Annotated in this window: 24 protein-coding genes and 1 tRNA gene; 12 read left to right on the top strand and 13 right to left on the bottom strand. The window is 70.9% G+C overall.

The window, feature by feature from the left end:
- The first annotated feature begins 65 nt into the window (after positions 1 to 65).
- From nhaA to BKA10_RS01825, 6 genes are all read left to right on the top strand, one after another.
- Complete coding sequence (nhaA, locus tag BKA10_RS01850) at positions 66 to 1,916, top strand: Na+/H+ antiporter NhaA (protein WP_183498343.1); 1,851 nt, start codon at positions 66 to 68, stop codon at positions 1,914 to 1,916.
- A 21-nt stretch (positions 1,917 to 1,937) separates the two neighbouring features.
- Positions 1,938 to 3,617, top strand: coding sequence for an FAD-dependent oxidoreductase (locus BKA10_RS01845; RefSeq protein ID WP_248199102.1), 1,680 nt, complete (start codon positions 1,938 to 1,940; stop codon positions 3,615 to 3,617).
- 20 nt (positions 3,618 to 3,637) lie between these two features.
- Positions 3,638 to 3,988 (top strand): UBP-type zinc finger domain-containing protein, encoded by a 351-nt coding sequence (locus tag BKA10_RS01840; RefSeq protein ID WP_183498342.1) that lies wholly within the window; start codon positions 3,638 to 3,640, stop codon positions 3,986 to 3,988.
- Positions 3,989 to 4,108: 120 nt separating this feature from the next.
- Entirely contained in the window at positions 4,109 to 5,173 is a 1,065-nt protein-coding gene (locus BKA10_RS01835) for a Glu/Leu/Phe/Val dehydrogenase family protein (RefSeq protein WP_183498341.1), read from the top strand.
- A 113-nt stretch (positions 5,174 to 5,286) separates the two neighbouring features.
- Positions 5,287 to 6,894 (top strand): AMP-binding protein, encoded by a 1,608-nt coding sequence (locus BKA10_RS01830; RefSeq protein WP_183498340.1) that lies wholly within the window; start codon positions 5,287 to 5,289, stop codon positions 6,892 to 6,894.
- Positions 6,895 to 6,975: 81 nt separating this feature from the next.
- Entirely contained in the window at positions 6,976 to 8,130 is a 1,155-nt protein-coding gene (locus BKA10_RS01825; RefSeq protein ID WP_183498339.1) for an FAD-dependent monooxygenase, read from the top strand.
- Between the two features lie 12 nt (positions 8,131 to 8,142).
- On the opposite strand, the gene BKA10_RS01820 is transcribed toward BKA10_RS01825, so the two are convergent.
- The 8 genes from BKA10_RS01820 to galU all read right to left on the bottom strand — a co-directional run bounded on the left by BKA10_RS01820 (position 8,143) and on the right by galU (position 13,895).
- Positions 8,143 to 9,366, bottom strand: a complete 1,224-nt coding sequence (locus BKA10_RS01820) for an MFS transporter (protein ID WP_183498338.1) — start codon at positions 9,364 to 9,366, stop codon at positions 8,143 to 8,145.
- Complete coding sequence (locus BKA10_RS01815; RefSeq protein WP_183498337.1) at positions 9,363 to 9,971, bottom strand: ArsR/SmtB family transcription factor; 609 nt, start codon at positions 9,969 to 9,971, stop codon at positions 9,363 to 9,365. Before BKA10_RS01815 ends, BKA10_RS01820 begins: the two co-directional genes overlap by 4 nt.
- An 89-nt stretch (positions 9,972 to 10,060) precedes the next feature.
- Positions 10,061 to 10,447, bottom strand: a complete 387-nt coding sequence (locus tag BKA10_RS01810; protein WP_183498336.1) for a DUF1304 domain-containing protein — start codon at positions 10,445 to 10,447, stop codon at positions 10,061 to 10,063.
- Between the two features lie 170 nt (positions 10,448 to 10,617).
- Entirely contained in the window at positions 10,618 to 10,962 is a 345-nt protein-coding gene (locus tag BKA10_RS01805; RefSeq protein ID WP_183498335.1) for a cupin domain-containing protein, read from the bottom strand.
- A 91-nt stretch (positions 10,963 to 11,053) separates the two neighbouring features.
- Positions 11,054 to 11,129: transfer RNA gene (locus tag BKA10_RS01800), tRNA-Ala, on the bottom strand.
- Positions 11,130 to 11,181: 52 nt separating this feature from the next.
- Positions 11,182 to 12,279 (bottom strand): SepX/GlpR family protein, encoded by a 1,098-nt coding sequence (locus BKA10_RS01795; RefSeq protein WP_183498334.1) that lies wholly within the window; start codon positions 12,277 to 12,279, stop codon positions 11,182 to 11,184.
- Positions 12,280 to 12,361: 82 nt separating this feature from the next.
- Positions 12,362 to 12,991 carry a GNAT family N-acetyltransferase gene (locus BKA10_RS01790; RefSeq protein ID WP_183498333.1) on the bottom strand — a complete coding sequence of 210 codons (630 nt, stop codon included), beginning with the start codon at positions 12,989 to 12,991 and terminating at the stop codon, positions 12,362 to 12,364.
- Positions 12,992 to 13,016: 25 nt separating this feature from the next.
- Entirely contained in the window at positions 13,017 to 13,895 is an 879-nt protein-coding gene (gene galU / locus BKA10_RS01785) for a UTP--glucose-1-phosphate uridylyltransferase GalU (RefSeq protein WP_183498332.1), read from the bottom strand.
- A gap of 66 nt (positions 13,896 to 13,961) precedes the next feature.
- Between galU and BKA10_RS01780 the strand changes: the two genes are divergently transcribed.
- The 3 genes from BKA10_RS01780 to mscL are packed head-to-tail and all read left to right on the top strand — an operon-like array spanning position 13,962 to position 15,347.
- On the top strand, positions 13,962 to 14,549 hold the full coding sequence (locus tag BKA10_RS01780; RefSeq protein WP_183498331.1) for a 5-formyltetrahydrofolate cyclo-ligase: 588 nt from the start codon (positions 13,962 to 13,964) through the stop codon (positions 14,547 to 14,549).
- 23 nt (positions 14,550 to 14,572) lie between these two features.
- Entirely contained in the window at positions 14,573 to 14,893 is a 321-nt protein-coding gene (locus BKA10_RS01775; protein ID WP_183498330.1) for an FmdB family zinc ribbon protein, read from the top strand.
- 34 nt (positions 14,894 to 14,927) lie between these two features.
- Positions 14,928 to 15,347 (top strand): large conductance mechanosensitive channel protein MscL, encoded by a 420-nt coding sequence (gene mscL, locus BKA10_RS01770; RefSeq protein WP_183498329.1) that lies wholly within the window; start codon positions 14,928 to 14,930, stop codon positions 15,345 to 15,347.
- Between the two features lie 20 nt (positions 15,348 to 15,367).
- Here the strand turns inward: mscL and BKA10_RS01765 are convergent, their stop codons facing one another.
- Entirely contained in the window at positions 15,368 to 15,580 is a 213-nt protein-coding gene (locus BKA10_RS01765; RefSeq protein ID WP_183498328.1) for a hypothetical protein, read from the bottom strand.
- Positions 15,567 to 19,283: an AAA family ATPase gene (locus BKA10_RS01760; RefSeq protein WP_248199104.1), complete on the bottom strand. Its 3,717-nt coding sequence runs from the start codon at positions 19,281 to 19,283 to the stop codon at positions 15,567 to 15,569. The genes BKA10_RS01765 and BKA10_RS01760 overlap by 14 nt, the downstream gene beginning before the upstream one ends.
- Before the next feature lie 177 nt (positions 19,284 to 19,460).
- Here BKA10_RS01760 and BKA10_RS01755 point away from each other — a divergent pair, with 177 nt between their 5' ends.
- The 3 genes from BKA10_RS01755 to BKA10_RS01745 all read left to right on the top strand — a co-directional run bounded on the left by BKA10_RS01755 (position 19,461) and on the right by BKA10_RS01745 (position 21,400).
- A complete protein-coding gene (locus tag BKA10_RS01755) occupies positions 19,461 to 20,003 on the top strand; it encodes a methylated-DNA--[protein]-cysteine S-methyltransferase (protein ID WP_183498327.1) in 543 nt (180 codons plus the stop codon).
- 144 nt (positions 20,004 to 20,147) lie between these two features.
- Positions 20,148 to 21,002, top strand: coding sequence for a LuxR C-terminal-related transcriptional regulator (locus tag BKA10_RS01750; protein ID WP_183498326.1), 855 nt, complete (start codon positions 20,148 to 20,150; stop codon positions 21,000 to 21,002).
- Between the two features lie 50 nt (positions 21,003 to 21,052).
- Positions 21,053 to 21,400: a histone-like nucleoid-structuring protein Lsr2 gene (locus BKA10_RS01745; protein WP_183498325.1), complete on the top strand. Its 348-nt coding sequence runs from the start codon at positions 21,053 to 21,055 to the stop codon at positions 21,398 to 21,400.
- Positions 21,401 to 21,403: 3 nt separating this feature from the next.
- Here the strand turns inward: BKA10_RS01745 and poxB are convergent, their stop codons facing one another.
- The 3 genes from poxB to BKA10_RS01730 form a co-directional block, all read right to left on the bottom strand.
- Positions 21,404 to 23,134: a ubiquinone-dependent pyruvate dehydrogenase gene (gene poxB / locus BKA10_RS01740; RefSeq protein WP_183498324.1), complete on the bottom strand. Its 1,731-nt coding sequence runs from the start codon at positions 23,132 to 23,134 to the stop codon at positions 21,404 to 21,406.
- 74 nt (positions 23,135 to 23,208) lie between these two features.
- Positions 23,209 to 23,967 (bottom strand): hypothetical protein, encoded by a 759-nt coding sequence (locus tag BKA10_RS01735; RefSeq protein WP_183498323.1) that lies wholly within the window; start codon positions 23,965 to 23,967, stop codon positions 23,209 to 23,211.
- Positions 23,968 to 24,012: 45 nt separating this feature from the next.
- A complete protein-coding gene (locus tag BKA10_RS01730) occupies positions 24,013 to 25,416 on the bottom strand; it encodes a lipase family protein (protein ID WP_183498322.1) in 1,404 nt (467 codons plus the stop codon).

Here is a 25,416-nt window from a genome sequence, read left to right as displayed (position 1 = left end):
TCACCTCCCCCGAGGTGAAGACTGAGCCCCGAGCCCCTCCCCCGACCGACAGGATCCCCCGCCGCATGCCCGACCGCCGCCGACCGTCCATCGCCGCCCGCATCGGCGCCATGGGTCAGAACCGCATCGGCGCGCTCATCCTGCTGCTGGCCACGGTCGCGGCGATCGTCTGGGCAAACGTCGCCGACGGTTCGTACACGTCGTTCTGGGAGACGCACCTGAGCATCGGCATCGGCGACCTTCATCTGGAATTCACCCTCCATGCCCTGGTCAACGACGCCCTCATGGCGATCTTCTTCTTCACTGTCGGCCTCGAGGTGCGCCGGGAGTTCGCAATCGGCGAGCTGACGAGCTGGTCACGTGCCATGGTGCCGGTGATCGCGTCGATCGCCGGGCTGGTCGTTCCCGCGCTGTTGTTCGTGACCATCGCGGCTCCCTCCGGCCACGCCGGGGCGTGGGGTGTCGTCATCTCGACCGACACCGCGTTCCTCGTCGGCGCGCTGGCCCTGGTCGGTCCCCGGGTGCCCGGGCGACTGCGCATCTTCCTGCTGGCGCTGGCGGTGGTCGACGACATCGGGGCGCTGAGCATCATCGCGCTCGTCTACACCGACACCTTCTCACCGCTGCCGCTGCTGGTCGCCGCCGCGGGGCTTGCCGGGGTGTATTTCACTCGCTACCTTCGCAGCGGCCGCGGGCCGGTCTACGCGACGCTCGCGGTCATCGTGTGGCTCGCGTTCCTCGCCTCGGGAGTGCATCCGACGCTGGCCGGAGTGGCGATCGCGCTGCTCGTGCCGGTGTATCGGCCCAACCGTCGCGACGTCGAGCACGCGCTCGAGCTGGCGCGCACCTTCCGCCAGTCCCCCAACACGGAGTATGCGCGTGCGGCTGCCAACAGCCTGCGCGAGTCGATCTCGATCAACGAGCGCCTGCAGTCGGCGTACGCACCGTACGTCGCTTACGTCATCCTGCCGCTGTTCGCCCTGGCCAACGCGGGCGTCGTCGTCGACGGCGAGATCCTCGCCGGCGCGCTGCAATCGTCGCTGACGTGGGGCATCGTGGTGGGCCTGGTGACCGGCAAGTTCGTCGGCATCTTCGGGTCGACCGCCCTCATGAAGTCGCTGCGGCTGGGCGAGTTCGGTCCGGGGCTGACGCTGGATCGCATCGCCGGCGGCGCCGCACTCAGCGGCATCGGGTTCACCATCTCGCTCTTCATCATCGACCTGGCGATCGACGACGCCACGGCGCAGAACGAGGCCCGGGCCGGCGTGCTCGCGGCATCCGTCATCGCATTCGCCGTGGCGACGGTGGTGTTCCGCGTCTCCGACGCCGTGCACCCCGAGATCGAGACCGGCCGGACACTCGTACGCCCCGTCGACTCGACACGCGACCACACGTACGGTCCGGACGACGCGCGCTACACGATCGTCGAGTACGGCGACTTCCAGTGCCCGTTCTGCCTGAAGGCGTCGGGGTCCATCCCCGAGGTGCAGCGCGAGCTCGGCGACGACCTGCGGTACGTCTGGCGTCACGCACCGCTGACCGCGCAGCATCCGAACGCCCTCGCCGGGGCGGAGGCGTCCGAGGCGGCCGCCCTGCAGGGACGGTTCTTCGAGTTCGAGCGGGCCCTGTTCGCGGACCAGGAGCACCAGCTGCCGTCCGACATCGTACGCATCGCCGACCAGCTGGGGCTCGATGTCGAGAAGTTCGAGCGCGACCTCGAATCGGGCGAGGTGACCGGACGGGTGCGCGACGACATGCTGGATGCCGAAGCGATGGGCATCACCTCGGTGCCCACCTTCTTCGTCAACGGGCGCCGCCACGTCGGCCCGTTCGACGCGCAGTCCCTGATCCGCGCCCTGCGGACCGCACCGCAGCCCGAGCCACAGCTTCAGCCGCGGGCCGAGCCCCGGAGCTGACGGCCCAGAGGAGGATGCCCCGTGACCGAATCCACCACCGACCAGCTCCTGTGGCCGATGCTGGCCGACGCGCAGTGGGAGCGCCTGTCGGCGTTGGGCACGCCCGAGACGGTGGCCGCCGACACCTACCTCTTCCGGTCGGGCGACGCCGACTACGACCTGATCCTCGTCGAGTCGGGCCAGATCGAGGTCGTCCGCGATGCGCTGCGCTGGGTCGACGAGGTGGTGCTCACCCGCATGGGGCCGCGCACGTTCGTGGGCGAGCTGGGACTGCTCAACGGTCAGGGCGCGTTCCTGTCGGCGCGGGCCTCGTCGTCCAGCCGGGTGCGACGGGTCTCACGCGCCGAGCTGCGTCGACTCATGAACGAGGACGACGAGCTGTGCGACCTCATCCTCCATGCCCTGTGGGCACGGCGCGAGTCGCTGCGCAACGGCCCGGCCGCGATGACCCTGAAGTTCGTCGGCGATCCCGCGTCGAGCGACTTCCTGGCGCTGCGCCGCTTCGCCGAACGACTCGACCTGGTGCACACGGCGGTGGCCCTCACGCCCGACAATGCGGGATATCTGGCCGCGCACGACATCCCCACCGCGGATCTTCCGCTCGCATTCATCCAGGGTGAACCGCTGCCGCAGGCCACGCCCGAGTTGATCGCCGAGCGGCTGGGGCTGAGCTATCAGGCGCGGTCCGACGAGGTCGTCGACCTCGTGGTGGTCGGCGGCGGCCCTGCGGGGCTCGCCGCCGCGATCTATGGGGCTTCCGAGGGATTGAGCACGGTGCTGCTGGATGCCGTGGCCCCGGGCGGGCAGGCAGCGGCCACGTCGCGCATCGAGAACTTCCTCGGCTTCCCGTTCGGCGTCAGCGGCGGCGATCTGATCGGCCAGGCGACCCTGCAGGCGCTGAAGTTCGGCGTGCGCGTCTACGCACCGTGCGAAGCCGTCGCGCTCGCGCCGGTGCCCGAGGCGAGGCCCGCGTCAGAGGGGATTCCCCCGCCGGACAGGGACGCCCGCGAGCTGGATGTGACGCTCGGCGACGGCCGCATCATCCGCGCCCGTGCCGTTGTGATCACCTCCGGCGCGGCCTACCGGCGTCTCGCCGTCGATCGCTGGAGCGACTTCGAGCGCGCTGGCATCCATTACGCCGCCACTCCCCTCGAGCTGCGGCAGGTGACCGGTGCGCCGGTCGTGGTCGTCGGCGGGGCGAACTCGGCCGGGCAGGCCGCCCTGTACCTCGCGGCGAACGGCTGCCCCGTCGACCTCGTGGTCCGAGGCTCCGACCTCGGCGCGCGGATGTCGTCGTATCTGGTCGACCGGCTCATGGAAGAACCGCGGGTGAGGGTCCACCGCAGCTCGAACATCACCGGCCTCGACGGCGACGGTGCGCTCGAGCGGGTCCGCATCGACAGCGCCGGCGACATCGAGGCTCGCGGCCTGTTCTGCTTCATCGGCGCCGACCCGGCCACGTCTTGGGTACCGGCCCTCGACCGCGACCAGGAGGGGTTTCTCCGCACCGGCACCGACGTGGCGGTGCAGTCGCTGCAGCGGTGGCAGAGTCTGGGCCGTGAACCGCTGCCGTTCGAGACGTCGATGCCGCGCGTCTTCGCGGCCGGCGATGTGCGACGCGGGTCGATGAAGCGCGTCGCCGCGGCGGTCGGCGAGGGATCGAGCGCCGTCGCGTCAGTGCATCGTGCGCTGGCCGGGTGAGACAGACAGGAGGACAGACGATGACGGATGCCGACACGAGCGCACCGCCGTCCGGGACGGGGTGCGTCGAGTGCGACGCGGCCGACGGCTGGTGGATGTACCTGCGCCGCTGCGCCGCGTGCGGGCACATCGGCTGCTGCGACAGCTCGCCCGGAAAGCACGCCACCGCGCACTTCGAGCAGACCGGACACCGCGTGATGCAGAGCTTCGAACCGGGTGAGGACTGGTTCTGGGACTTCGTGGCCGGCGAGAGCATCGAAGGACCCGAGCTGGCGCCCCCGACGAGCCACCCGCAGTCGCAGCCCGCACCCGGGCCGCGCGGTCGCGTCCCCCTCGATTGGCGGGCGATCGTGAACGGCGCGGAGGGGTGAGCCGGCCGCGGCCGGAGCGAGTGACTTCGCCGAACCGCTGAGGCACAATGGGAGCAGGATGCCGCAACGCCGCGGCGTCCACAGCGCAGCGCCCACAAGGCCGGCCGAAGGAAGAACGCGATGACGCACCTGCCCCTACCCGAATTCACCCACGAGCGCGTGGAGGTGATCAGCGGGCGGCGCAGCGGCCTGTTCATCACCGTCGCGCTCCATTCCTCGGTGCTCGGCTCCGCCCTCGGCGGCGCGCGCCTGTGGACCTACCCGCACTGGAGCGACGCGCTCGGCGACGCCCTGCGGCTGTCGGCCGCCATGACCCTCAAGAACGCCGCGGCCGGCCTCGACGCCGGCGGCGGCAAAGCGGTCATCCGGCTCGAACCGGGCCAGACCCTCGACGCCGAACGGCGACGCGCCGCCTTCCTCGACCTCGGCGACGCCGTCGAGTCGCTGGGCGGGCTGTACCGCACGGCCGAGGACGTCGGCTCGACCACCGACGACATGCTCACCGTCAGCGAGCGCACCGCGCACGTGGTCGGGCTGCCCGACACCGTCGGAGGCTCGGGCGAGCCCGCCGGCCCCACGAGCCTCGGCGTCTACGCGTCGCTGTGCGCCACCCTCGAACGCGTGACCGGGTCGGCCGACGTCGCCGGCCGTCGCATCACGATCTCCGGTCTCGGCCAGGTCGGCAGCCGGCTCGCGGTCCGCCTCTCCGCCGAGGGCGCCGTCCTCACCGTGACCGACGTGAACCCGGCCAAGCGAAGCCTCGCCACCGACCTCGGTGCGCGCTGGGTCGAGCCCGGGACCGAGCACCTGGTTCCCGCCGACGTGTTCGTCCCGGCCGGCATCGGCGGCGTACTCACCGACGAGGTCATCGACACGCTCGACGCGGCCGCCGTGTGCGGACCGGCCAACAACCCGCTCGCCGACCGCTCCGGAGCCGATCGGCTCGCAGCCCGCGGCATCCTGTACGCCCCCGACTTCGTCGTCAATGCCGGCGGCGTCGTCTACCTCGACCTGGTGGCGAAGCAGCTGGGCGCCCGCGACGAGATCATGGCGCGTGTCGCCGCGATCGGCGACACCGTCCGGAACGTCTTCGACACGGCATCCACCCGCGTGATCACCCCGCTCGCCGCCGCCGAGGCCCTCGCCGCCGAGCGACTCGACGTCGGCCGCCGCATCCCCGCCTGACGCGGCACCCGGTCCCTCTCGATGCGGCACCGGGTTCCGACCAACCGGTATGTCATGATGGTGGCATCCGGCGACGATGCCGCGTGTTCAGCGATTCAAGGGAGAAGCGCCTCGTGTTCCACAGCCCCTTTCCGGACATCGAGATTCCAGAAGTCAGCATCTACGATGACCTGTTCGGCTCACTGACCGCCCAAGACGCCGCCCGCGTGGCGCTGATCGATCCGGCCACCGGTGCCGAGACCACCTACGGGGCGCTGAAGGCTCAGGTCGACGCGTTCGCCGGAGCGCTGGCGGCCCGCGAGGTCGGCATCGACACGGTACTGGGGCTCCTGTGCCCGAACGTGCCCGCGTTCGCGACGGTGTTCCACGGCATCCTCCGCGCCGGGGCGACGGTCACCACCATCAACTCGCTCTACACGCCCGGTGAGATCGAGAAGCAGCTGAGGGATGCCGGTGCCTCCTGGCTCATCACCGTGAGCCCCCTGCTCCCCCAGGCGAAGGCCGCGGCCGCTGCGGTCGGCATCGCCGACGACCACCTGATCGTGCTCGACGGCGCCCCAGAGCATTCCGAGGCGGGCCACCCGAACCTGCGCGAGCTGCTCATGGAGCAGCGGACCCCGCCCGAGGTGGCCTTCGACCCCGCCACGCACGTGGCCGTGCTGCCCTACTCGTCGGGCACCACCGGCATCCCGAAGGGCGTCATGCTCAGCCACCGCAACCTCGTCGCGAACGTGGCCCAGTGCCGTGTCAACATCGATCTGCGCGACACCGACAGGGTGCTGGCGGTGCTGCCGTTCTTCCATATCTACGGCATGACGGTGCTGCTGAACCTCGCGCTCAAGCAGCGCGCGAGTCTGGTGACGATGCCGAAGTTCGACCTCGTCGAGTTCCTCACGATCATCCAGAAGTTCGGCTGCACCTACCTCTACATCGCCCCGCCGATCGCCGTGGCACTGGCCAAGCACCCGGTCGTCGACCAGTTCGACATCTCCACCGTGCACACCGTGTTCTCGGGTGCAGCGCCGCTCGACGGCGAGACCGCCGAGCTCGCCGGACGCCGGCTGCACACCCGCATGATGCAGGGATACGGCATGAGCGAGCTCAGCCCCGTCTCGCACGCCATGCCGTACACGCGTGACGACATCCCGGTCAGCTCGGTCGGCTGCTCGCTGCCGAACGTGGTGTGCAAGCTGATCGACACCGCCACCGGTGAGGAGATCACCGAGTACGGCGACGACGGTCAGACCCGGCCGGGCGAGCTGTGGGTCAAGGGCCCGAACGTGATGCTCGGCTATCTGAACCAGCCCGAGGCGACCGCCGAGACGCTCGACGCCGACGGGTTCCTCCACACCGGCGACATCGCGGTGGCCCACCGCGGCGACTACTTCTCGATCGTCGACCGGGTCAAGGAGCTCATCAAGTACAAGGGCTACCAGATCGCTCCCGCCGAGCTCGAGGCGCTGCTGCTCGGCCATCCGAAGGTGCTGGATGCCGCGGTCATCGGCGTCCTGGACGAGGACAAGCAGGAGATCCCGAAGGCGTTCATCGTGCCGGCTCCCGATTCGGGGCTGACCTCGGACGAGGTCATGGCGTTCGTGGCCGAGAACGTCGCCCCGCACAAGAAGGTGCGCCGGGTGGAGTTCATCGAGGCGATCCCGAAGTCCTCGGCGGGCAAGATCCTGCGCAAGGACCTGCGCGAGCGCGAGGCCGCCGGCGTCTGACCGGGGCGTCCGAACGGCGGGTGGTGCGATGGCATCGCCCGCCGTTCGCGCTATGTTGGGGGCACTTTCTGGGGGTGGCGTATGAGGGCGGCGGTCATCGGCTCGGGCATCGGGGGCCTGTGCGCGGCGATCGGGCTGCGACGGGCTGGCGCCGAGGTCGTGGTGTTCGAGCGTGCGGCCGACCTGCGACCCGGCGGATCGGGCCTGTCACTGTTCGGCAACGGCATCCGGGCGCTGGCATCGCTGGGCGTGGAGCTGATGGGCGTCACCTCACCCGAGGCGGCGATGATGCGCGGCGGCCAGCGACGGCCCGACGGATCGTGGCTGTCGACCTACCCGGGTGACGCGCTCGCGCAGCTGCGCATCGTCGACCGTGCCGATCTGCACGCAGTGCTCCGGGCGGCCGTGCCGGTGGGAGTCGTCCGCGGCGGGCATGAGGTCACCGCGGTCTCGCCGGACGGCGAGGTCACCCGGGTCGGACCGGACGGTGCCCACAAGACCGATCGGTTCGACGTCGTCGTCGCCGCCGACGGCCTGCGCAGTACAGTGCGGCCGACATTCGGCGACGATCCGGGCGTTCGGTACGCGGGCTACTCGACGTGGCGGGCGATCACCGACCGCCCCGTCGATCTGCACGGCGAGGCCGGGGAGACGTGGGGCGTCGGCCGCCGGTTCGGAATCGCACCGCTCGCCGACGGCCGGGTGTACTGGTTCGCGGTGGTCACCGCGGTGCCGGGCGTACCGGTCGACGACGACCTGGCCGCGCTGCGCACGCTGTTCGGCGCCTGGCACGACCCGATCCCCGAGCTGATCGAGTCCACCCGGCCCGAGGCCATCCACTACCTGCCGATCGAGGAGCTGGCCGGCACGCTGGGTTCGTTCGTCCACGGGCGCATCGCGCTGCTCGGCGACGCCGCGCACGCCATGACGCCCAACCTCGGGCAGGGTGGCGGGCAGGCGATGGAAGACGCGGCCACGCTCGCGGCGCTGCTCGCTCCCCTGGCTGAGGATGCCACGCCCGACCCCGTGGCTGTCCGGGCCACCCTGGGTCGCTACGACGCGCTCCGGCGGCCACGCAGCCAGCGCATCGCGCGGCGCTCCCGCATGATCGGCCGGCTCGCCCACGTCCGGGGCAGGGTGCTGTCGCGGGCGCGCGATGCCGCCGTCGCCGCCACCCCGGCATCCGTTCTGCGCCGTCAGCTGGACGGACTGCAATCGTGGGAGCCGCCGGCGTGACGGCGCCCCCGGTCACGCCTCGGCTGCGTCGACCTCAACTGCGTGGGGCTCGGCCGTCCGCGACCGTGCGCCGGCGGCGAGCACGGCCCCCAGCAGCACCGCGGCGACGGTCAGCCAGATGAGGATGCGATAGTCGGTGATCGCCAGGAAGCCGGCGCCGATGATCGAGACGATCGTCTGGGGCAGGTTGATGCTGACGTTGCCCGCGGCGGCGGTGCGCCCCTGCAGGGCGTCGGGTGTCAGCCGCTGCCGCATGGTCGCGAAGCCGACGACGGTGACCGGGATGCCGAGGCCGGCGATGACCATGCCCACCGCGGCCAGCGACAGCGACCCGAAGGTCAGCAGCGCCGATCCCGCGGCGAGCAGCACGAGGCCCAGCGCCGCGGCGCGACCCTCGCCCAGCTTGGTGACGAGCATCGCCGACAGGATGCCCCCCACGAGCGCCCCGGCTCCTTGCAGCGGCACGAGCCATCCGATGGTGGCGGCGTCGACGTTCATCGCGTCGAGGGCCGGGAAGATGATGATGTTCAGCAGCCCCGTGGCGCCGAACGCGATCGCGATCGCGAGGGTGAGCCGGCGCAGCGCGACGACGCGGAACAGGTGCTCGAACCCCGCGACCAGTTCGCGCAGGTAGCCGCGGTCCTCGGCACTCGGCGCCGGAGCGGCGGAGGCGGGCAGCCACGCCAGCACGACCGCCGCCAGCGCGAAGCACGCGGCCGTCAGCATCACGACCGCGTGCGCCCCGATGCCCACATACAGCGCGGTGCCGATGAGCGGCGAGATCAGCCGGAGGCCGTTGTCGATCGTCGAGAGGATGCCGTTGCCGCTGGCGAGCTGCTCATCGCGCAGCATGCCGCGGATGATGCCCGACTGCGCCGATGCGGTGACGTATCCGGCAGCGCTGTAGAGGAAGATCACGCTGTACACGAGCCACAGCTGGGCGGGCCCGTTCACCAGCAGCAGCGACAGTACGAGCGGGACGAGCACGATGTTGTTGGCGACCAGCAGCGCCTTGCGCGACATCCGGTCGGCGAGCATGCCGATGAAGGGGGCGAGCAGCGCCGGCAGGCCCAGCGCGACGAAGACGAAGGCGGCCGCGACGTCCGACCCGGTGAACTCCTTCACCCAGACCGCGACCATGAGATACAGCGCGCTGTCGCCGAGGTTGGTGAACACCCACGCGGTGGAGAGGCGTCGGAAGCCCGGGGCTGTCCAGGCCTTGGTGGAGACGGTCATGTCAGGTCCTCGGGCTCCGTGGTCGTGTGATCGACGTACCCCACCGGGTCGGGGTGGGTGATCGCGGTCATGCGTGCGTAGCGGGCCCCTTCGGGCCGAAGCGAGGGATCCTTCTGGCGGCCGGCGAACCGGTCGGTGATGCGCTGCAGGTCGCGGCTCAGCCCGGCGAGTTCGTCGGCGGTCGCCCAGAACGTCGACCGGGTGAAGGTGCTCGCCTGCACCCACTCGTCGGGTTCGGTGCCGACGTGCTCGAAGTAGGAGCGGATGCGGGAGACGTCCAAGTCGAGCCCCAGGAGGGCGATCTCGGCGACGGTGGTCAGCGACGCCCGTTGGCCGGGCTCGGGGCGCATGTCCCACGAGGGTGCGCTCAGTCGCCAGGGCTTCTCGCGGCCCCGTGCCTGCGCCCGCTCGATGAACCCGTACTTCTCGAGCATCCGAAGGTGGAACGAGCAGCTGGCCGGCGACTGGCCCACCAGCTCTGCGCATTCGCTGGCGGTGAGCTCATCGTGGTCGTTGAGCAGGTCGAACAGCCGGATGCGCAGCGGGTGCGCCAGCGCCCGCAATCGCGCCGGATCGGATACCTGCCGTGAGACCTGCTCTGCCATGTCGACGAGACTAGTTTATGAAAGACTTCTTGCGCAAGCTTTCTTTCATACTTGTGGCGAAGGGATGCCGGTGCCGCGAGCGGTACGGATCAGATCAAGAGCCCGATGGCCAACGCGATGACCCCGAGCGCCGGGATGGCACCCTGCTTGAGAGCCGCGGACGCGTACTTCCGGTCGGAGGCCACGAGTACCAGTGCCGCCGCGGCCATCGATCCCGCCCCGGCGAAGACCAGAGTGGCGCCGACGGCAGTCATGCCGACCACGAAGAACACGAGGCCCAGGATGACCGCGATCGCGAGGAACAGGTTGTAGAAGCCCTGGTTGAAGGCCATCGCCTTGGTCGCCTCGGCTTCGGCCTCGGACGTGCCGAAGGTGTGGCGAGTTCTCCGGCTGGTCCAGGTGACGGACTCCATCCAGAAGATGTAGACGTGGACGAGCGCGGCGATGCCGGCGAGCACGAGCCCTGCGATGACCATGCTGACTCCCCTGTTCGGGCCTGGTTCGCCCGATCCCTCACTCTGTCAGCGATTCAGCGTGGCGTCGACCGTGAGACCCCCAGCCGCGATGATCCTCGCCGCTGGGCACACTCCCACGTCCGTGACCATCGCACGAGCCGTGCGCACTGGGGCTTCGACCCCGACCCGGGCTACGTGACGGGGCCGAGTGCGCCGCTGATCATCTCCCCGGCGGCTGCGCCTTTCAGCTCGATCAGGATCGTGTGTGTCGGCGTATCGCCGGTGTTCTCGCCGGAATGGCGTTGCGCGGGTATCCACACCGCGTGCCCGGAGGGAAGCTCGGTCTCGAACACCCGGTCGCCGGCTGAAAGCGTGCGCGAGAACGCGCTCAGCGTGACCATCACACTGTTCGGATGGTCATGGGGAGTGGTTCGATCTCCAGGCTGGTCGACGTATTCGAGGACACGAACGAACTCGTTCTCCCACAGCGTGCGGTAGCGGTCGGGATTCGTGAGCGTCGGATCGTCAGTGACCATGCCGCGACTGTACGCCGGGAATGTCGACGACGACAGGGGGCGTTCGAGACTCGGCTGCATGGGCGTGCACCCGCTGCGCGATTGATCACCTTGGTGGACCTGAGGGGATTCGAACCCCTGACCTCTTCATTGCGAACGAAGCGCGCTACCAACTGCGCCACAGGCCCAAGAACCTGAATAGATTATCACGCGCCGGGGGCCACTCCCGACCGCCGGTGGCTACTGACCGGACGCCCGCCGCTCGAGCAGCGAGCGCACGTGCGCCTCGATCCGCTCGTCGTCGGCAGGGCCGGCGAAGGTGTCCCCCGCGGCCGGTCGTGCACGCCGCGCGGTGTCGATCGACGGCGGCGCCGCCTGCGCGGCACGCTCGCGGATCGCGTCGTCCAGAGCGGCACGGCGCAGGGCGTCGTGGGCGGCCGCACCATCGAGCACGGCGGCGGCCCGTGAGCCGGCCGAGGCGGTGAGGGGGCGAGGCAGCTCCCGGGGGGTCCACGACGGACGGTCGGGGTCCATGATCGTGCCGGGGGCGGATGCCACGGTCTGCACGACCGCAATGGGCACCGCCCGCGCGGCGGCGCGACGCTGGACGACCGACATGCGGTTCAGCGTGACCGCGCACCCGGCGAAGACCGCCACTCCGGCCCACAGCATCAGCTGTCCGGCTCCGGCGATGATCTGCACGGCACCCCATCCGATCAGCCCGAGCGAAGCGGCGGCCATGACCGTGGTGACCAGGCGCGCACGGCGGCGGGCACGGGCACGGCGTGCGGCGGGTGCGGCCAGCGCGGCCGCGAGGTCGACGTGTGCGCGCTCGCGCGCGGCGGCGGCATCGGCTCGCGAGACGGCCGCGTCAGCGCGAGCCTGGTCGCGGGCTGCGAGGGCATCCACGCGAGCCTGCTCACGGGCGGCCAGCGCCTCCACGCGGGCCTGTTCGCGCGACGCCTGCACTTCGGCGCGCGACCGCTCGCGTGAGACGACCGTGTCCGCGCGCGCACGCTCGCGTGCGGCGGCGGCGTCGGCGCGGGCGATCTTGAGCTCGGCGCGTGCGATCTCGAGCTCGGCCTGCTCACGCTCGGTCTGCGCCTGCTTGGCGAGCTTCTGCTGCGCAGCGGCGGTGCGGGCGTTGAGTTCGAGCCGGACCTCTTCGGGTGCCTCGCTGGTCTCGGCCAGCACGCGCAGCGCCCGGTTGAGGCGGAGGGCGTTGCGCTCGGCGGCGTTGAACTGGTGCCGGCCGTGCCACGACGGCAGCAGGTACACGAGCCACAGCACGACCGCCACCAGAACGATCACACCACCGCCGAGAACCTGCCCACCCATGTGGTCAAAGGTAAGCGCGCGGGGCCCTCGCGGCCCGGCACCGGCCCGCGTGTCTGAAGTTCGAGTTCAACTCGAAGGTTGCTCAGGACGGCAGGCGGTCCACCGGCGGCACCGTGGCCCGCTCGGACGGCGCCCGGCCCGACACCCAGCGCTGCAGCACACCCTCCGGAACCTCCTCGCGCACGAGCGCGAAGGCGTAGTGATCGCGCCAGTCGCCGTCGATGTGGATGAACCGTCGCCGCAGCCCCTCGTACCGGAATCCGAGCTTCTCGACCACGCGCAGGCTCGCCCGGTTCTCGGGCCGGATGCAGATCTCCATCCGGTGCAGATTGAGGTCGGTGAAGCACATGTCGGTGGCCATCGCGACACACGTCGGGGTGATGCCGCGGCCGGCGAACCGCTTGCTGACCCAGTACCCGATCGTCGCCGATGCGAGCGACCCGCGCGCGATGCCCCAGACGTTCAGCTGGCCGGTGATCTCGCCGTTGTACTCCATGACCAGGGGCACGCCGCCGCCGTCGCGGTACTGCTGCAGCAGCCGGCGGATGCCGACGCGCATGTCGAAGGACACCGGGCCGTCGGGGCTGGTCGCCTCCCACGGCCGCAGCCAAGACCGGTTGCTGAGAAGCTCGTCCTGCAGGGGGCGCGCATCGCGCGGGCGAGCAAGGCGGATCGAGATCGGTCCGTGCTGGCGGGGTGCCGTCAGATCCACCCGCGTACTCCTCGGCGAGGCGGCGTCAGAGCTGCGCCGCGAATTCCTTCAGCCACGGCCTCACGTCGGGTCCGAGGTCGTCCCGGTCCGCGGCGATCTGCACGATGGCCTTGATGTAGTCCACCCTATCGCCGGTGTCGTAGCGGCGCCCGCGGAAGACGACGCCGAGAACACCGTCGGTGACGGCGAGCTCCTGCAGTGCGTCGGTGAGCTGGATCTCGCCGCCCTTCCCGGGCGGGGTGCGCTCGAGGATGTCGAACACCTTCGGCGGCAGTACGTAACGCCCGATGATGGCGTAGTTCGACGGCGCGTCTTCTTTCTTCGGCTTCTCGACCAGGCCGGTGACCTTGACGATTCCGGCGTCCTCGGTCGGCTCGATGGCGGCGGCGCCGTACATGTGGATGGACTCGGGGTCGACTTCCATGAGGGCGACCACCGTGAGCCCGGTACGCTCGTGCGCCTCGAGCATCGTGGTCAGCAGTTCGTCGCGCTCGTCGATCAGGTCGTCGCCGAGCAGGACCGCGAATGAGGAGTCACCCACGTGGGCGCGTGCGCGCCACACGGCGTGACCCAGCCCCTTGGGCTCGCCCTGCCGGACGAAGTGGATGTCGGCGAGTTCGGTGGACCGGCGCACCCGGCCGAGCTTTTCGTGATCGCCCTTGTTCTCGAGGACGGTTTCGAGTTCGGGCACCGAGTCGAAGTGGTTGGAGATGTTGTTCTTGTTGCGGCCGAGGATGATCAGCACGTCCTCGATCCCGGCGGCCGCCGCCTCTTCGACCACGTACTGGATGGCCGGCTTGTCCACCACCGGCAGCATCTCCTTGGGCATGGCCTTGGTCGCCGGCAGGAACCGGGTGCCGAGGCCGGCGGCGGGAATGACGGCTTTTATGCGCGTAGCAGACATGCCCCACACTCTAGCGATCCGCGGTGACACCGCCCGGCATCCATGACACCCATTTATGATCGGAGGATGGGCGACGGCATCGATGACGCGAAACGGGCGCTGCGTGCCGACCTGCGCGAGCGTCGCCAGCAGCGATCCGAGCAGGCCAATGAGGCCGCCGCCAGTGGCATCCGGGAGCAGCTCGATGCGCTTGTGACCCAGCTCGGCGTCCAGACGATGTCGTGCTACCTGTCGACCACCATCGAACCCGGCACGCGTGAGTTCATCGCCGGGGCGCTGGAGCGCGGCATCCGGGTCCTCCTCCCCCTCACCCGTACCGACGGCCTGCTGGACTGGACGGTCGCCGATCCCGACGCGGAGGTCGTGGAGGGCGTCTTCGGCGTGCCCGAGCCGATCTCGGACGTGCTGAGCCCGCTGGCCGTCGATGAGGTCGACGTGATGGTGATCCCTGCGGCCGCCGTCGACCGGCACGGCACGCGTCTGGGCTGGGGCCGGGGCTACTTCGACAAGACTCTCGGTTCGATGGAACACCGCCCGCCGGTCTACGCTGTCATCTTCGACTCCGAGTTGCTCGACGACGTCCCCCGCGACCTGCACGACCAGCCGGTGACCGGCGTCGTCACCCCCACTCGCACCGTCACCCTGACGCGCTGAACCCTGCTGAACCTCGAGGACCCATGCCCACTTACGCCTACGCCTGCACGCAGTGCGGTCACCGCTTCGACGCCGTCCAGTCGTTCTCCGAGCCCTCGCTCACCGAGTGCCCGCAGTGCCAGGGGGTGCTGCGCAAGCAGTACGGCTCGATCGGCGTGACCTTCAACGGCTCGGGCTTCTACCGCACCGACTCGCGCGCCGCGTCGAGCTCGTCCACGAGGTCCTCGTCCGATTCGAAGTCGTCCGATTCGACGTCTTCCGATTCGTCGAGTGGCGCCGCCGCGGCGTCTTCGACATCATCGAAGTCCGAGGCAAAAGCCTCGCCCGCTCCGTCGGGATCGTAATCGCCGGCCGCGGGCCGGACACGGAAGGCACGCAATGATCCAGGGATTCAAAGAGTTCATCCTGCGCGGCAACGTCATCGACCTCGCCGTCGCCGTCGTCATCGGCGCCGCGTTCACCGCGATCGTCAACGTTGTGGTCGACGCGCTGGTGAATCCGCTCATCAGTCTGTTCTTCGCGGCCGACAGCCTCGACACGGCGCTCATGTGGGAGGTCCCGACGCTGTTCGGCGGAACGGCGACGTTCGCCATCGGTGCGATCATCGGCGCCGTCATCAACTTCCTCGCAGTGGCCGTCGTGGTGTACTTCGCGTTCGTCATGCCGATGAACAGGGCCAAGGAGCGCGCCGCCCGCAAGGCCGGCGTCACCGAGGAAGAGCCCGCGCTCCCCACCGAGCAGGAGCTGCTCGTGCAGATCCGCGACCTGCTCGAGAAGGACCAGACGCCCCGCGTCTGACCGGTCGGCCGGGGCGCCGATCAGTAGTGCGGGGGGACGTCCCGTCGCAGGCGGTCGTCGTTGGGGCCCGCTGAGATTCCGGATGCCGGGGCGGCGCCGTTCGCGTCTGCTCCGGCATCCATCGTCGACGCATCGCCGGGAACCGGCTCGGCGCTCGTACCGGGGGCAGGGGTCAGGCGCACACGGCGGGAGCCGGCGACCCGCACGATGCGCTGACGCTCATTCGGAGACATCGATCGGCTGGGTCGTGGTGTCGGCCGACGGCGTCTGCGGCTCGACGCCGAGGATCGCGGCGACGCGCGACGCGACGCCGGCCGGGTCGCTGTACAGGTCGAACGCGTGCACGCGCACGTAGTGCCAGCCCAGGCGCCTCAGGATCTGCGGGCGCAGGCGCAGCGCCTCGCGCAGGGACTCCCCCACCGTCTCGGGGTCGCACTCGGCCACGACTGCCTTGCCGCGGTACTGGGCCACCAGCGGCAGCAGTCCGCGGTAATGCACGTCGACCGAGATGCCGAGGCTGCGCAGCTTCTCGGCGAGCATGAGCGTGAGCGGGTCGGCGAGGTCTTCGAGGCGCGACTCGCGGGCACGGGCGGCGATGCCCCCGAGGATCGACATGAGGGTCGCGGCGCCGTACTCGAGCCGGCCCTCGTCGAACGCCGACGGGCGGATCGACGACACGATGACCATCGAGCGCCGGGCCCGGGTCATGCCGACGGTGAGCAGGCGCTCCCCGTCGGCGCCGGACAGGTCGCCGAAGTCGGTGAGCACGCGGCCGTGCTTGGTCAGGCCGAAGCCGAGCGAGAAGATGACGCGGTCGCGGCTCTCGGCGACCGACTCCTCGAGGCCGAGCACGGCGAACGGCTCGGCGGTGTCGCGCCCGACGAAGTCGGCGACGTCCGAGCGTCCCGCGAACGCGGCGGCGACCGCGGCCCGCACGCGCTCGGCGTGCCGGGTGGAGGCGGTCACGACCATGAGCGACTCGGCGGGACGGTTCACGGCGTGCTCGACGACGAGCGTCACGACGCGGGCGACCTCGGCATCGGGGCTCTCGACGGCGCCGGTGACGGGGTCGGGCGCGCCGGTGCCGCCCTCGACGTAGTCGACGCTGAGGCTGCCGCGGCCGAGGTAGGAGCCTGCCCACGGCAGCGAGACGATCTCGCCGTCGTAGAACGCGTCGTTGACCAGCTCGGCGAGATCCTCGCCGCCGGCGCGATAGCTGTGCGTGAGCTTCTCGACGGGCAGCAGCTCGGCGATGCGCGCGAACAGGCTCTGCTCGTCGAAGTCGACCTCGGGCTCTTCCGCGGTCTCGTGGCCGAAGCCGGCCGCGAGCTGGAAGGGCGTGGGCTTCTGCGTGACCGGGTCGCCGAACAGCACGACCTGCCGTGCGCGCCGCAGTGCCGGCGCGGCCTCGGCGAGACACAGGGCGGCGGCGTCGGCGATCACGACGACGTCGAACTCGGGCGCATCGGGGATCGCGGGCACTTCGTAGGGCGACGCGAGCCACACCGGCGCGAGCGTGCGCATGAGCGTGGGCGCGGCGGCGACCAGCTCACCCGCCGTGGCGGTCCCGGTCCGCAGCGCGGCCTTGAGCGCCGCGGCTTCGTGGGCTTCGTCGACGATCGCGATCTTCCAGCGGGTGGCCAGCTCGGCGGCCAGCAGCGGGCCGGCCGAGCCGGCGTGCGACTCGTCCACCAGGCGGTAGTCGCGCTCGAGACGCTCGACGACCGAGGTGTTCGCGCCGAGCAGGGCTCGGTCGGTGCGCAGCATGGCCTCGAGGGCCGACTGCCACCACGCGAACTCGAACTCGGCGGCGACGCGGTCTTCGGGCACGTGCTTGACCGACAGCTCGGTCAGCAGCGGCTCGAGGCCGAGCGCGGCCAGTTCACCGCGCAGCGTGGCGCGCTCGACGAGGTTGTCGAACACGTCCGACTCGGCGGCCAGGCCCGCGAGGGTGCGCAGCAGCTGCGGGATCGGCAGCGACGCCAGCGGCGTCTGCCGGCCGAGCGCCGTGTCGAGGTCGGTCAGGTGCGCATCGACGCGCTGCCACGCGGTGACGACGTCGTCGAGGCCGAGCGGGATCTCGGGTGTGACTCCGGCATCCACCAGCCCCTGCCACTGGGTGCGCTGCTGCTGCACGCGCACGAGCGCCTCGTGCATGTCGGTGATGTGCATGCCGGGCCGCACGTACTCGCGCGACAGGCGGCGCAGGCGGCGGCGGTTCGCGCCGGACATCTCGGTGTCGCCGCGTGATCCGTGCGCCTCGATGAGCTCACCCAGCGGGCGTTCGAACACGGTGATGCTGAACCGGTCGAGCGAGGCGCGGATGCCCTGCAGCAGCCGGACGTACGCGCCCATCTCGGCGATCGTCGTGAACGGCCGCATGCGTGTCTGCCCGATGAGCTCGTAGCCGCGCTCGAGGATGCCGGGCACCTCGGTGCGGTGCAGGCGCGACGCGAGGGCGTGCGCCGAGGTCGCCTGCTCGTTCGAGGCGAAGGTGACGCCGTACCACGGCGAGTCGTCCGGCCCGAACCGGAACTCGCCCAGCCGCGCGGCGGTCGCCAGCGTCGTGGCCGCTTCGGTGCGCCGGGTCGAGAGGGTCTGCAGGGTCCGCATGTCGAAGCGGGTCTCGACCATCGGGGTGGCCGCGCCCGTGAGGGTCGACAGCGTCCGCAGTGCTTCCAGCGGTGAGACACCGATCTGCGGATGCCGTCCGGTCAGCGCCGCGCGATAGTCGCGCAGCACGGTGCGCAGCCGCACGAGCGCGTCGTCGACCTCGGCGACCTTGGGCTGGGTGGCCTTCTCGTTGCGGCCGATCGCGCGGATCAGGTCGCGGTGCAGGCGGCGCGGCGAGATGGCGAGGCCGGGCAGTCCGATGCCGGCGAGCCGGTGGCCGACGCCGTCGAGGGTGGAGCGGCGGGCGCTGACCACGAGCACGCGCTTGCCGGCGCGGACGAGCTCGCCGACGGCGTTGATGACGGTTTGGGTGCCGCCGGTGCCGGGCAGGGTGTGCACGGCGAGCGACTGTCCCGCGACGATGCGTGCGAGGACCGCTTCCTGTTCGGCGTCGGCGTCGAGCAGGAGGCGATCGGATGCCGGGGGCCGGTCGTCCGCGCCGATCGCGGCCGGCACGGGGCGGGGGCCGGTCAGCTCTTCGCGGTCGGCGTCGTGGCCGGCGAGCGCGTTCAGCAGCGGGTGATCGAGGTTCACGGCGTCGCGCTCCATGTCGGCGGCGACGTCGGCGAAGGTGGAGACGATCAGGCGCGGGCGGACCGTGAAGGTCGCGACGTGCGCGGTCAGGGCACGGAGGTGGTCGATGACCGGCTGCGGCTTGAAGACCCCGTCGTCGTAGGCGAGGGACGACAGGGCGCGTCCGTCGAGCGCGATGCCGAAGTGGGTGCGCGCGGCTTCGACCAGCTCGGGGTTGATGCCGAACGAGCCGTGCAGCTTCAGGTCGAAGTCGTTGTGATGACGGCGGATCGCGAGTGGCCGCAGCAGCACCGGCGCGGTGCAGACGATGCCGCCGATGCGCCAGGTCGCCATGCCGACCGCGAGATGCACGGTGTCCAGGCCCCGCGAGGTGCGCAGCTCGACGTCTTTCGCGGCGATGCGCTCGGCCGCGAGGCGCGCGCTGTGCATGCCCACTTCGTCGCGGAACAGGTTGGACAGCAGCGTCGAGCGGCCGGTGATGAACTGGGGCAGGCTGCCGGGGTGTGCCTTGGTGATGTCGATGCCCGCGTCGCTGTCGTCGGCGAAGTGCAGAAGCGTCGACCGGCCGCCCAGCTGCGCCGCCTCTTCACGGAGTCTGTTCCGCTCAGGCTCTGCGACATGCGACACGACCACTCCCGGTTCCGACAGGTCGAGGTCGGAAGGGGTCACCGCATTCGCGTGCCCGGCCTCGATGTCGCCGCGCACGGCTCCGCCCTCTGCTCGCCACACACGACACACCCTAAGCGCGCGGGATGAGCGTGGGCCGCAAGTCGCGCGAGTTTCGTGCGATTGGGCGACGTGCCGGTGTCTTCAGAGCTTCCTCCACAGGATGCCGATGTGCCGGCTCCGTCCACAGATCGGCGCGCGGGGCATAGTCGCGTCGTGCCCGGCCGTCAGGATGGACCCATGACCACCACAGCGTTCTCGGTGCACCCGACACCGATAGGCGAGGCTCTCATCGTCGTCACCGATGAGGGCCTCGCCGCCCTTCACATCAAGGACGGCGCCCACGACGGCGCGCTGGCCCAGCTCGGCGTCCGGCTCGGCGCCGTCCCCCGTGAAGACGTCGACGCCACGGCACCGGTCGCCACCCAGCTCGACGAGTACTTCGCCGGCACCCGCCGCGACTTCGAGCTCGCGCTCGACTGGCAGCTGGCGAGCGGCTTCGTGCGCACGGCGCTCGAGGCGGTCTGCGAGATCCCCTACGGCGAGACCGCGTCGTACGCCGAGATCGCGATCATGGCCGGCTCGCCCGGCGCGAACCGGGCCGTAGGCACCGCATGCGCGCGCACGCCGATGTCGATCGTGGTGCCGGCGCACCGGGTGGTGCGCAGCGACGGGTCGATCGGCGAGTACGGCGGGCATCCCGAGCGCAAGCGGTTCCTGCTCGACCTCGAAGACCGGGTCGCCGTCCTGAACGCGCCGGCCCAGAGCGTGCCGGGCGTGTAGGCCGCCCCGCGCACACGACGCGGCCCCGGGGGTCCCCACTCGCCCCGGGGCCGCGTTCTGCGTGAGAGTGCACTTGCCTCATGGGGTATCGTCGACGCTACGAAAGGCGGCGACGCGGCCGTCACCCCCGGAAGTAGGTCGTCAGTGGGATCACCCGTCGACATCGACAGTGACACCCAGCTCGTCTCCCGAGCCGTGAGCGATCTCGCCCGCGACACCCGGTTCCCCGTCGTGTTCGCCGGCCTCGAGCACGGCGGCGCGATCCATGTGACCTCGATCGCCGGGGCCCGCACGCACAGCCTCGACGGTCTGGTCGTCCAGCAGGGGCGCGGACTCGGCGGCGCGGCGCTGCTCGAGAAGCGCCCGCGGCTGGCCCTGGAGTACCGCACCGCCCGCTCCATCACCCACGACTACGACCGCGCGATCCTCGGCGAGGGCATCGCCACACTGCTGGCCGTGCCGGTGGTCGTCAGCGGCCGCCCGCGGGGCGTCGTCTACTGCGGGTCGTGGGCGCCGGCGCCGGTCGGCGACCTCGTCGCACGGCCCGCGTTCCGTGCGGCCGACACCATCTCCACCGAGCTCCGGGTGCGCGAAGAGGTGCAGCGCCGGATCGCGACGCTGACGCCCGCCGAGCCGATCCCCACGCTCCCCGCCGCGGCGCAAGAGGATCTGCGCGAGAGCTTCGCCGAGCTGCGCAGCATCGCGGCATCCCTCACCGACGACGGCCTCCGGCAGCGCATCGCCGCCGTCCAGCAACGGCTCGCCGCCATCTCGCGCGACGAGCCCGACCCGCCGGCGGTGGAAGTATCGCTCTCGCCGCGCGAGCTCGACGTCATCGCGTGCGCGGCTCTCGGTGCGACCAACGCCGAGATCGCGGCATCCCTCACCCTGCGCGAGGGCACCGTGAAGTCGTACCTGCAGTCGGCGATGTCGAAGCTCGACGCGTCCACACGGCACGCCGCCGTCGCGAAAGCCCGCCGGGCGGGCCTGCTGCCCTGATCGGCGCGCGGCACTGTCGCCGCGGCATCCGCGCTGACTATCCTCGGTCTATGGCCCGACGAATCGTTCACCAGCTCGTAGACGACCTGGATGGCACCGTGCTCGAGGTGGGTGAGGGCGAGACGGTGTTGTTCTCGCTCGACGGCACCGCCTACGAGATCGACCTCACCGACGAGAACGCCTCCGCCCTGCGCGCGGCGCTCGCTCCCTTCACCGCCGCCGGGCGTTCGGTGTCGGCGCGCGCGGCCCAGGCGTCGAGTGGCCGGCGCGTGCAGAAGCGCAGCGGGCAGCGCGACTACGGTCCGATCCGGAAGTGGGCGGCGGAGAACGGCTACACCGTCTCGGAGCGGGGCCGCGTGCCCGCGAGCGTGCTCGAGGCGTACGACGCCGCCCACTGACGGCTAACCGAACAGCCGCCGCCACACGTTCGTGTCGGCGAGGTCGAGCAGCTCGTCGCCGCGCCCCGACATCACCGTGCGCAGCGCCCACAGCGTGAAGCCCTTCGCCTGCGCGAGCGTGACCGCCGGCGGGATGGACAGCTCGTCGCGCGCGGTGACGACGTCGACCAACGCCGGTCCGTCGATCGCGAAGGCGGTCGCGAGCGCATCGTGCAGGTCGGCGCCCTTCTCGACCCGGATGCCGGTGATGCCCACCGCCTCGGCGATGTCGGCGAAGCTGGGGTTGTCGAGCTCGGTGCCGAAGGTGAGGATGCCGACGGCCTTCATCTCGAGTTCGACGAAGTTCAGTGACGAGTTGTTGAACACGATGATCTTCACCGGCAGGTTGTTCTGCCGGATCGACAGCAGGTCGCCGAGGAGCATCGACAGTCCCCCGTCGCCGGCGAGCGCGATCACCTGGCGAGAGCGGTCGGCCGCCTGCGCGCCGAGCGCCTGCGGCATCGCGTTCGCCATCGACCCGTGGATGAACGAGCCGAGCAGCCGCCGGTGGCCGTTCATGGTGAGGTAGCGCGCCGCCCAGATCACCGGGCTGCCGACGTCGGCGGTGAACACCGCGCCGGGTGCGGCGAGTTCGTCGATGAGGCGTGCGACATACTGCGGGTGCAGCGGGGTCTTGCCGTCGTCGACGGCGAGCTCGTCGAGCTGCTTCCGCGTCTTGCGGTAGTCGTCGACGCTGTCGGTCAGGTGCTTGCTGTTGCGGTCGGCGTCGATCAGCGGCTGCAGCGCGGTCGCGGTCTCGCGCACGCCGCCGACGAGGCCGATGTCGATGGGCGTGCGACGGCCGAGCTGCTCGCCGCGGATGTCGACCTGCACGATCCTCGCCTTCGTCGGGTAGAACTGCCGGTAGGGGAAGTCGGTGCCGAGCATGAGCAGCGCGTCGCACCGGTCCATCGCCCGGTACCCGGAGGCGAAGCCGAGCAGACCGGTCATGCCGACGTCGTACGGGTTGTCCCATTCGATGTGCTCCTTGCCGCGCAGGGCGTGCACGATCGGCGCCTGCAGCGCTTCGGCGAGAGCGATCACCTGGTCGTGGGCCCCTTCGACGCCGGCACCGGCGAGGATCGTCACCCTCTTCGCCTCGTTGAGCAGGTCGGCCGCGGCGCGCAGCTCGGTCTCGATCGGCACGACGCGACTGAGCGCGCGGCGGATCGGCGCGGACGCCCGGCGCTCGGGGCCGTCCTGGAAGAAGACATCGCCCGGCACGACGACGACCGCGACGCCGCGCTTCTCGACCGCGGAGCGCATCGCGATCTCGAGCACCCAGGGCAGCTGCGACGGGTCGCCGACCATCTCGCAGTAGACGCTGCACTCGCGGAACAGCTCCTGCGGGTGGGTCTCCTGGAAATACCCGCCGCCGATCTCGGACGACGGGATGTGCGAGGCGATCGCGAGCACCGGCACGCGGTTGCGGTGCGCGTCGAACAGCCCGTTGATGAAGTGCAGGTTGCCGGGGCCGCACGAGCCGGCGACCACCGCCAGGTCTCCGGTGAGCTCGGCGTCGGCACCGGCCGCGAACGCCGCCGCCTCTTCGTGCCGCATGTGCAGCCATTCGATGCGCCCGTCGCGCCGCAGCGCGTCGGTGAACGCGTTGAGCGAATCGCCGGCCAGGCCCCAGATGCGGTCGATGCCGGCGGCGGACAGCGTGTCCACGAAGTACTCAGCGACGTTGGCCATGGCGCTCACGCTACCCACGTGGCCGGGCGTTGCCCACCCCTTGACAGGGAGGGTGGTGATGGATGCCGGGGCCCTCAGCCGGCGGTCGCGTAGACGAGCACCGTGTCGTCGCCCAGCACGAACTGCAGCTCGGAGCCGACCGGGTACCGGTCGCGCAGCTCCTGCGGCATCCCGTCGACGACCTCGATGGCAGCCGTGGGCGGGAACTGCTCGGCGCCGCAGCCGGCCGAGAGCATCATGCCCTGCGGGTCGGTCCGCGCGATGAACAAGCAGGGCGACGCCGTGCCGACGCCCCACGACTGCGGAACGAGCACGACCGTGAGTCCGTAGAACTCCTCGAACAGCAGGGAGTCGGCCTGCGCCTCGCCGAACTGCATCGGCCACTCGCCGGCCGGGTCCAGGTTCAGCGTCGCGACCTGGCCGGGCCGGTTCACCGCGGTGGTGATGGAGACGACCATGGCCACGAGCGCGACCACGACCGCCACCGCGGCGAGGAGCACGAGTGTGCGGCGCGAGCTCAGCAGCGACAGCATCCGCGCCGCGCGGCCGGCGGGTTCGGCGGTGACGCCGGAGGCGCCCGGATCGGCCCCCGATGGCGTCGTCGGCAGCGGCGGCGCAGGCCGCATGGGTGTCCTCAGGTCCGCGGGAGTGGCGGCGACCACATCCGCTGCGAGGCGGGCGGGCGGGCGCGGTGGCACGTCACCGGCGGCCCCTCCCCCCACGCGTGCTTCTAGTTCGCGCAGCCTTTCCAGACCGGCCGCGTCGATGTCGGGGTGCCGCCCGAAGGCGCGTGCACGCAGGAGCCCCAGCTCCTGAACGTCGGAATCGTCCATCAGGTCCCATCCTGGCATCCCGGCGTTCGGTTGCTCGGCCGAGGATCAGCGCGCGAGCTCGCAGCGGGGCATGTCGGACAGGCGCGGACTGCCCCGCCGTGCCCGGAGGTAGGTCGTGCCGCTCTTCATCCGCACCAGCTCGAGCTTCGACAGGCCGCGCTCGGGATGGCGGACCCACAACCCGTCGTCCACCTCGGCGAGGACCAGTGCGTCCTGCAGCGACAGGTGCCACATCCGCCCGTCGGGGCTCGGCCCGCCGAACGCGTCGATGGCGCGCCCGCTGTCGGTTCCGTCCGGGGTGACGCAGGTGACGACGAGGGGCTGGGGCAGCGGTGCGCGAAGCAGGATCGCGTGCACCTGGATCTTCAGCCGCTGGTCCCACAGCGCCTGCGCGTGATTGATGGGGTTGTCGGTGTGCACCGAGAACGGCAGTCTCGTGCGAGAGGCCGCCGTGAGGATGTCGCCCACGCCCCATGCCAGCTCGGGGATGGGGATGTCCCGTGGCGGCAGCGCGAGAAGCGTCTGATAGAACGTGCTCCAGAAGAACGGCGGATCGTGGAACTGCGGGATGACCGACGTCGGAGTGAAGGCCCACCCGCGCAGTCTCACGACGATCGGGCTGGTGCCGCCGAACGTGTAGTACTCGACCCCTTGCACCGGCTCGCGCGATGCGATGGCGGCAAGGGTCCCAGACCCGATCGTGAAGTCGGCGAAGGCGGGAACTCCGGCCTGCGTCTGGATCATCTCCAGCAGGTCGTCGATCGCCTCGGCGGCCCACGGCCGCTGGTCCCCGGGGACATGGTCATCGATGAGCCGGCGCCACCCGTCCGCGAGTCTCGCGACGGATTGGGCGACGTTGGCCAGCGTCGATCCCTGGTTCGGCGCATGCAGGGTCACACAGCTCGTGATCCGCTCCAGGAGGGGTGCGCCGCGAGCGGCGAGCTGAACGAGGGCGAGCCGCGCCAGGATTCCGCCGCGACTGTGACCGATGAGCACGACGGGGCGCTCCTGAACCGCCTCCAGACCGCTCGGCGGCGGTGATCCGGTACGCGCCGCGTCGAGCGCATCGAGCACGGCGATGAGCTCGGGCGCGGCCCTGGTGAGTCGGCCTCTCGGATCGATCTGGCTGTAGTTGAGGACAGGGAAGCCGCGAGAGGTGAGGAACGACGCCCAGCCCTCGACCGGCACCTCGGGGTCGAGCCCGATGGACCAGTACCCCACGTTGGGATACGCCCGCCAGCCCCGGTTGCGAACGGTCCCCTCGCGCACGTGCTCGAAGTTGAATCCGGGGCTCACGCCGGGATCCGACATGTGATTGACGTCGCCGTCGGTGCCGTGCAGAAGCACGATCAGCGGAGTGTCGCGCCCGGCCCCTTCGGGAACGTCCAGGTGGACGACAGTCTGCATGGGCGCACCGTCGAGGACCCAGTCGATGGCGACATCGGCCAT

It is taken from the genome of Microbacterium invictum (assembly GCF_014197265.1).
GTDB classification, from domain to species: Bacteria; Actinomycetota; Actinomycetes; order Actinomycetales; family Microbacteriaceae; genus Microbacterium; species Microbacterium invictum.
The sequence above is the reverse complement of the archived record's forward strand: the minus strand, read 5'-3'. Positions and strand labels throughout refer to the sequence as shown.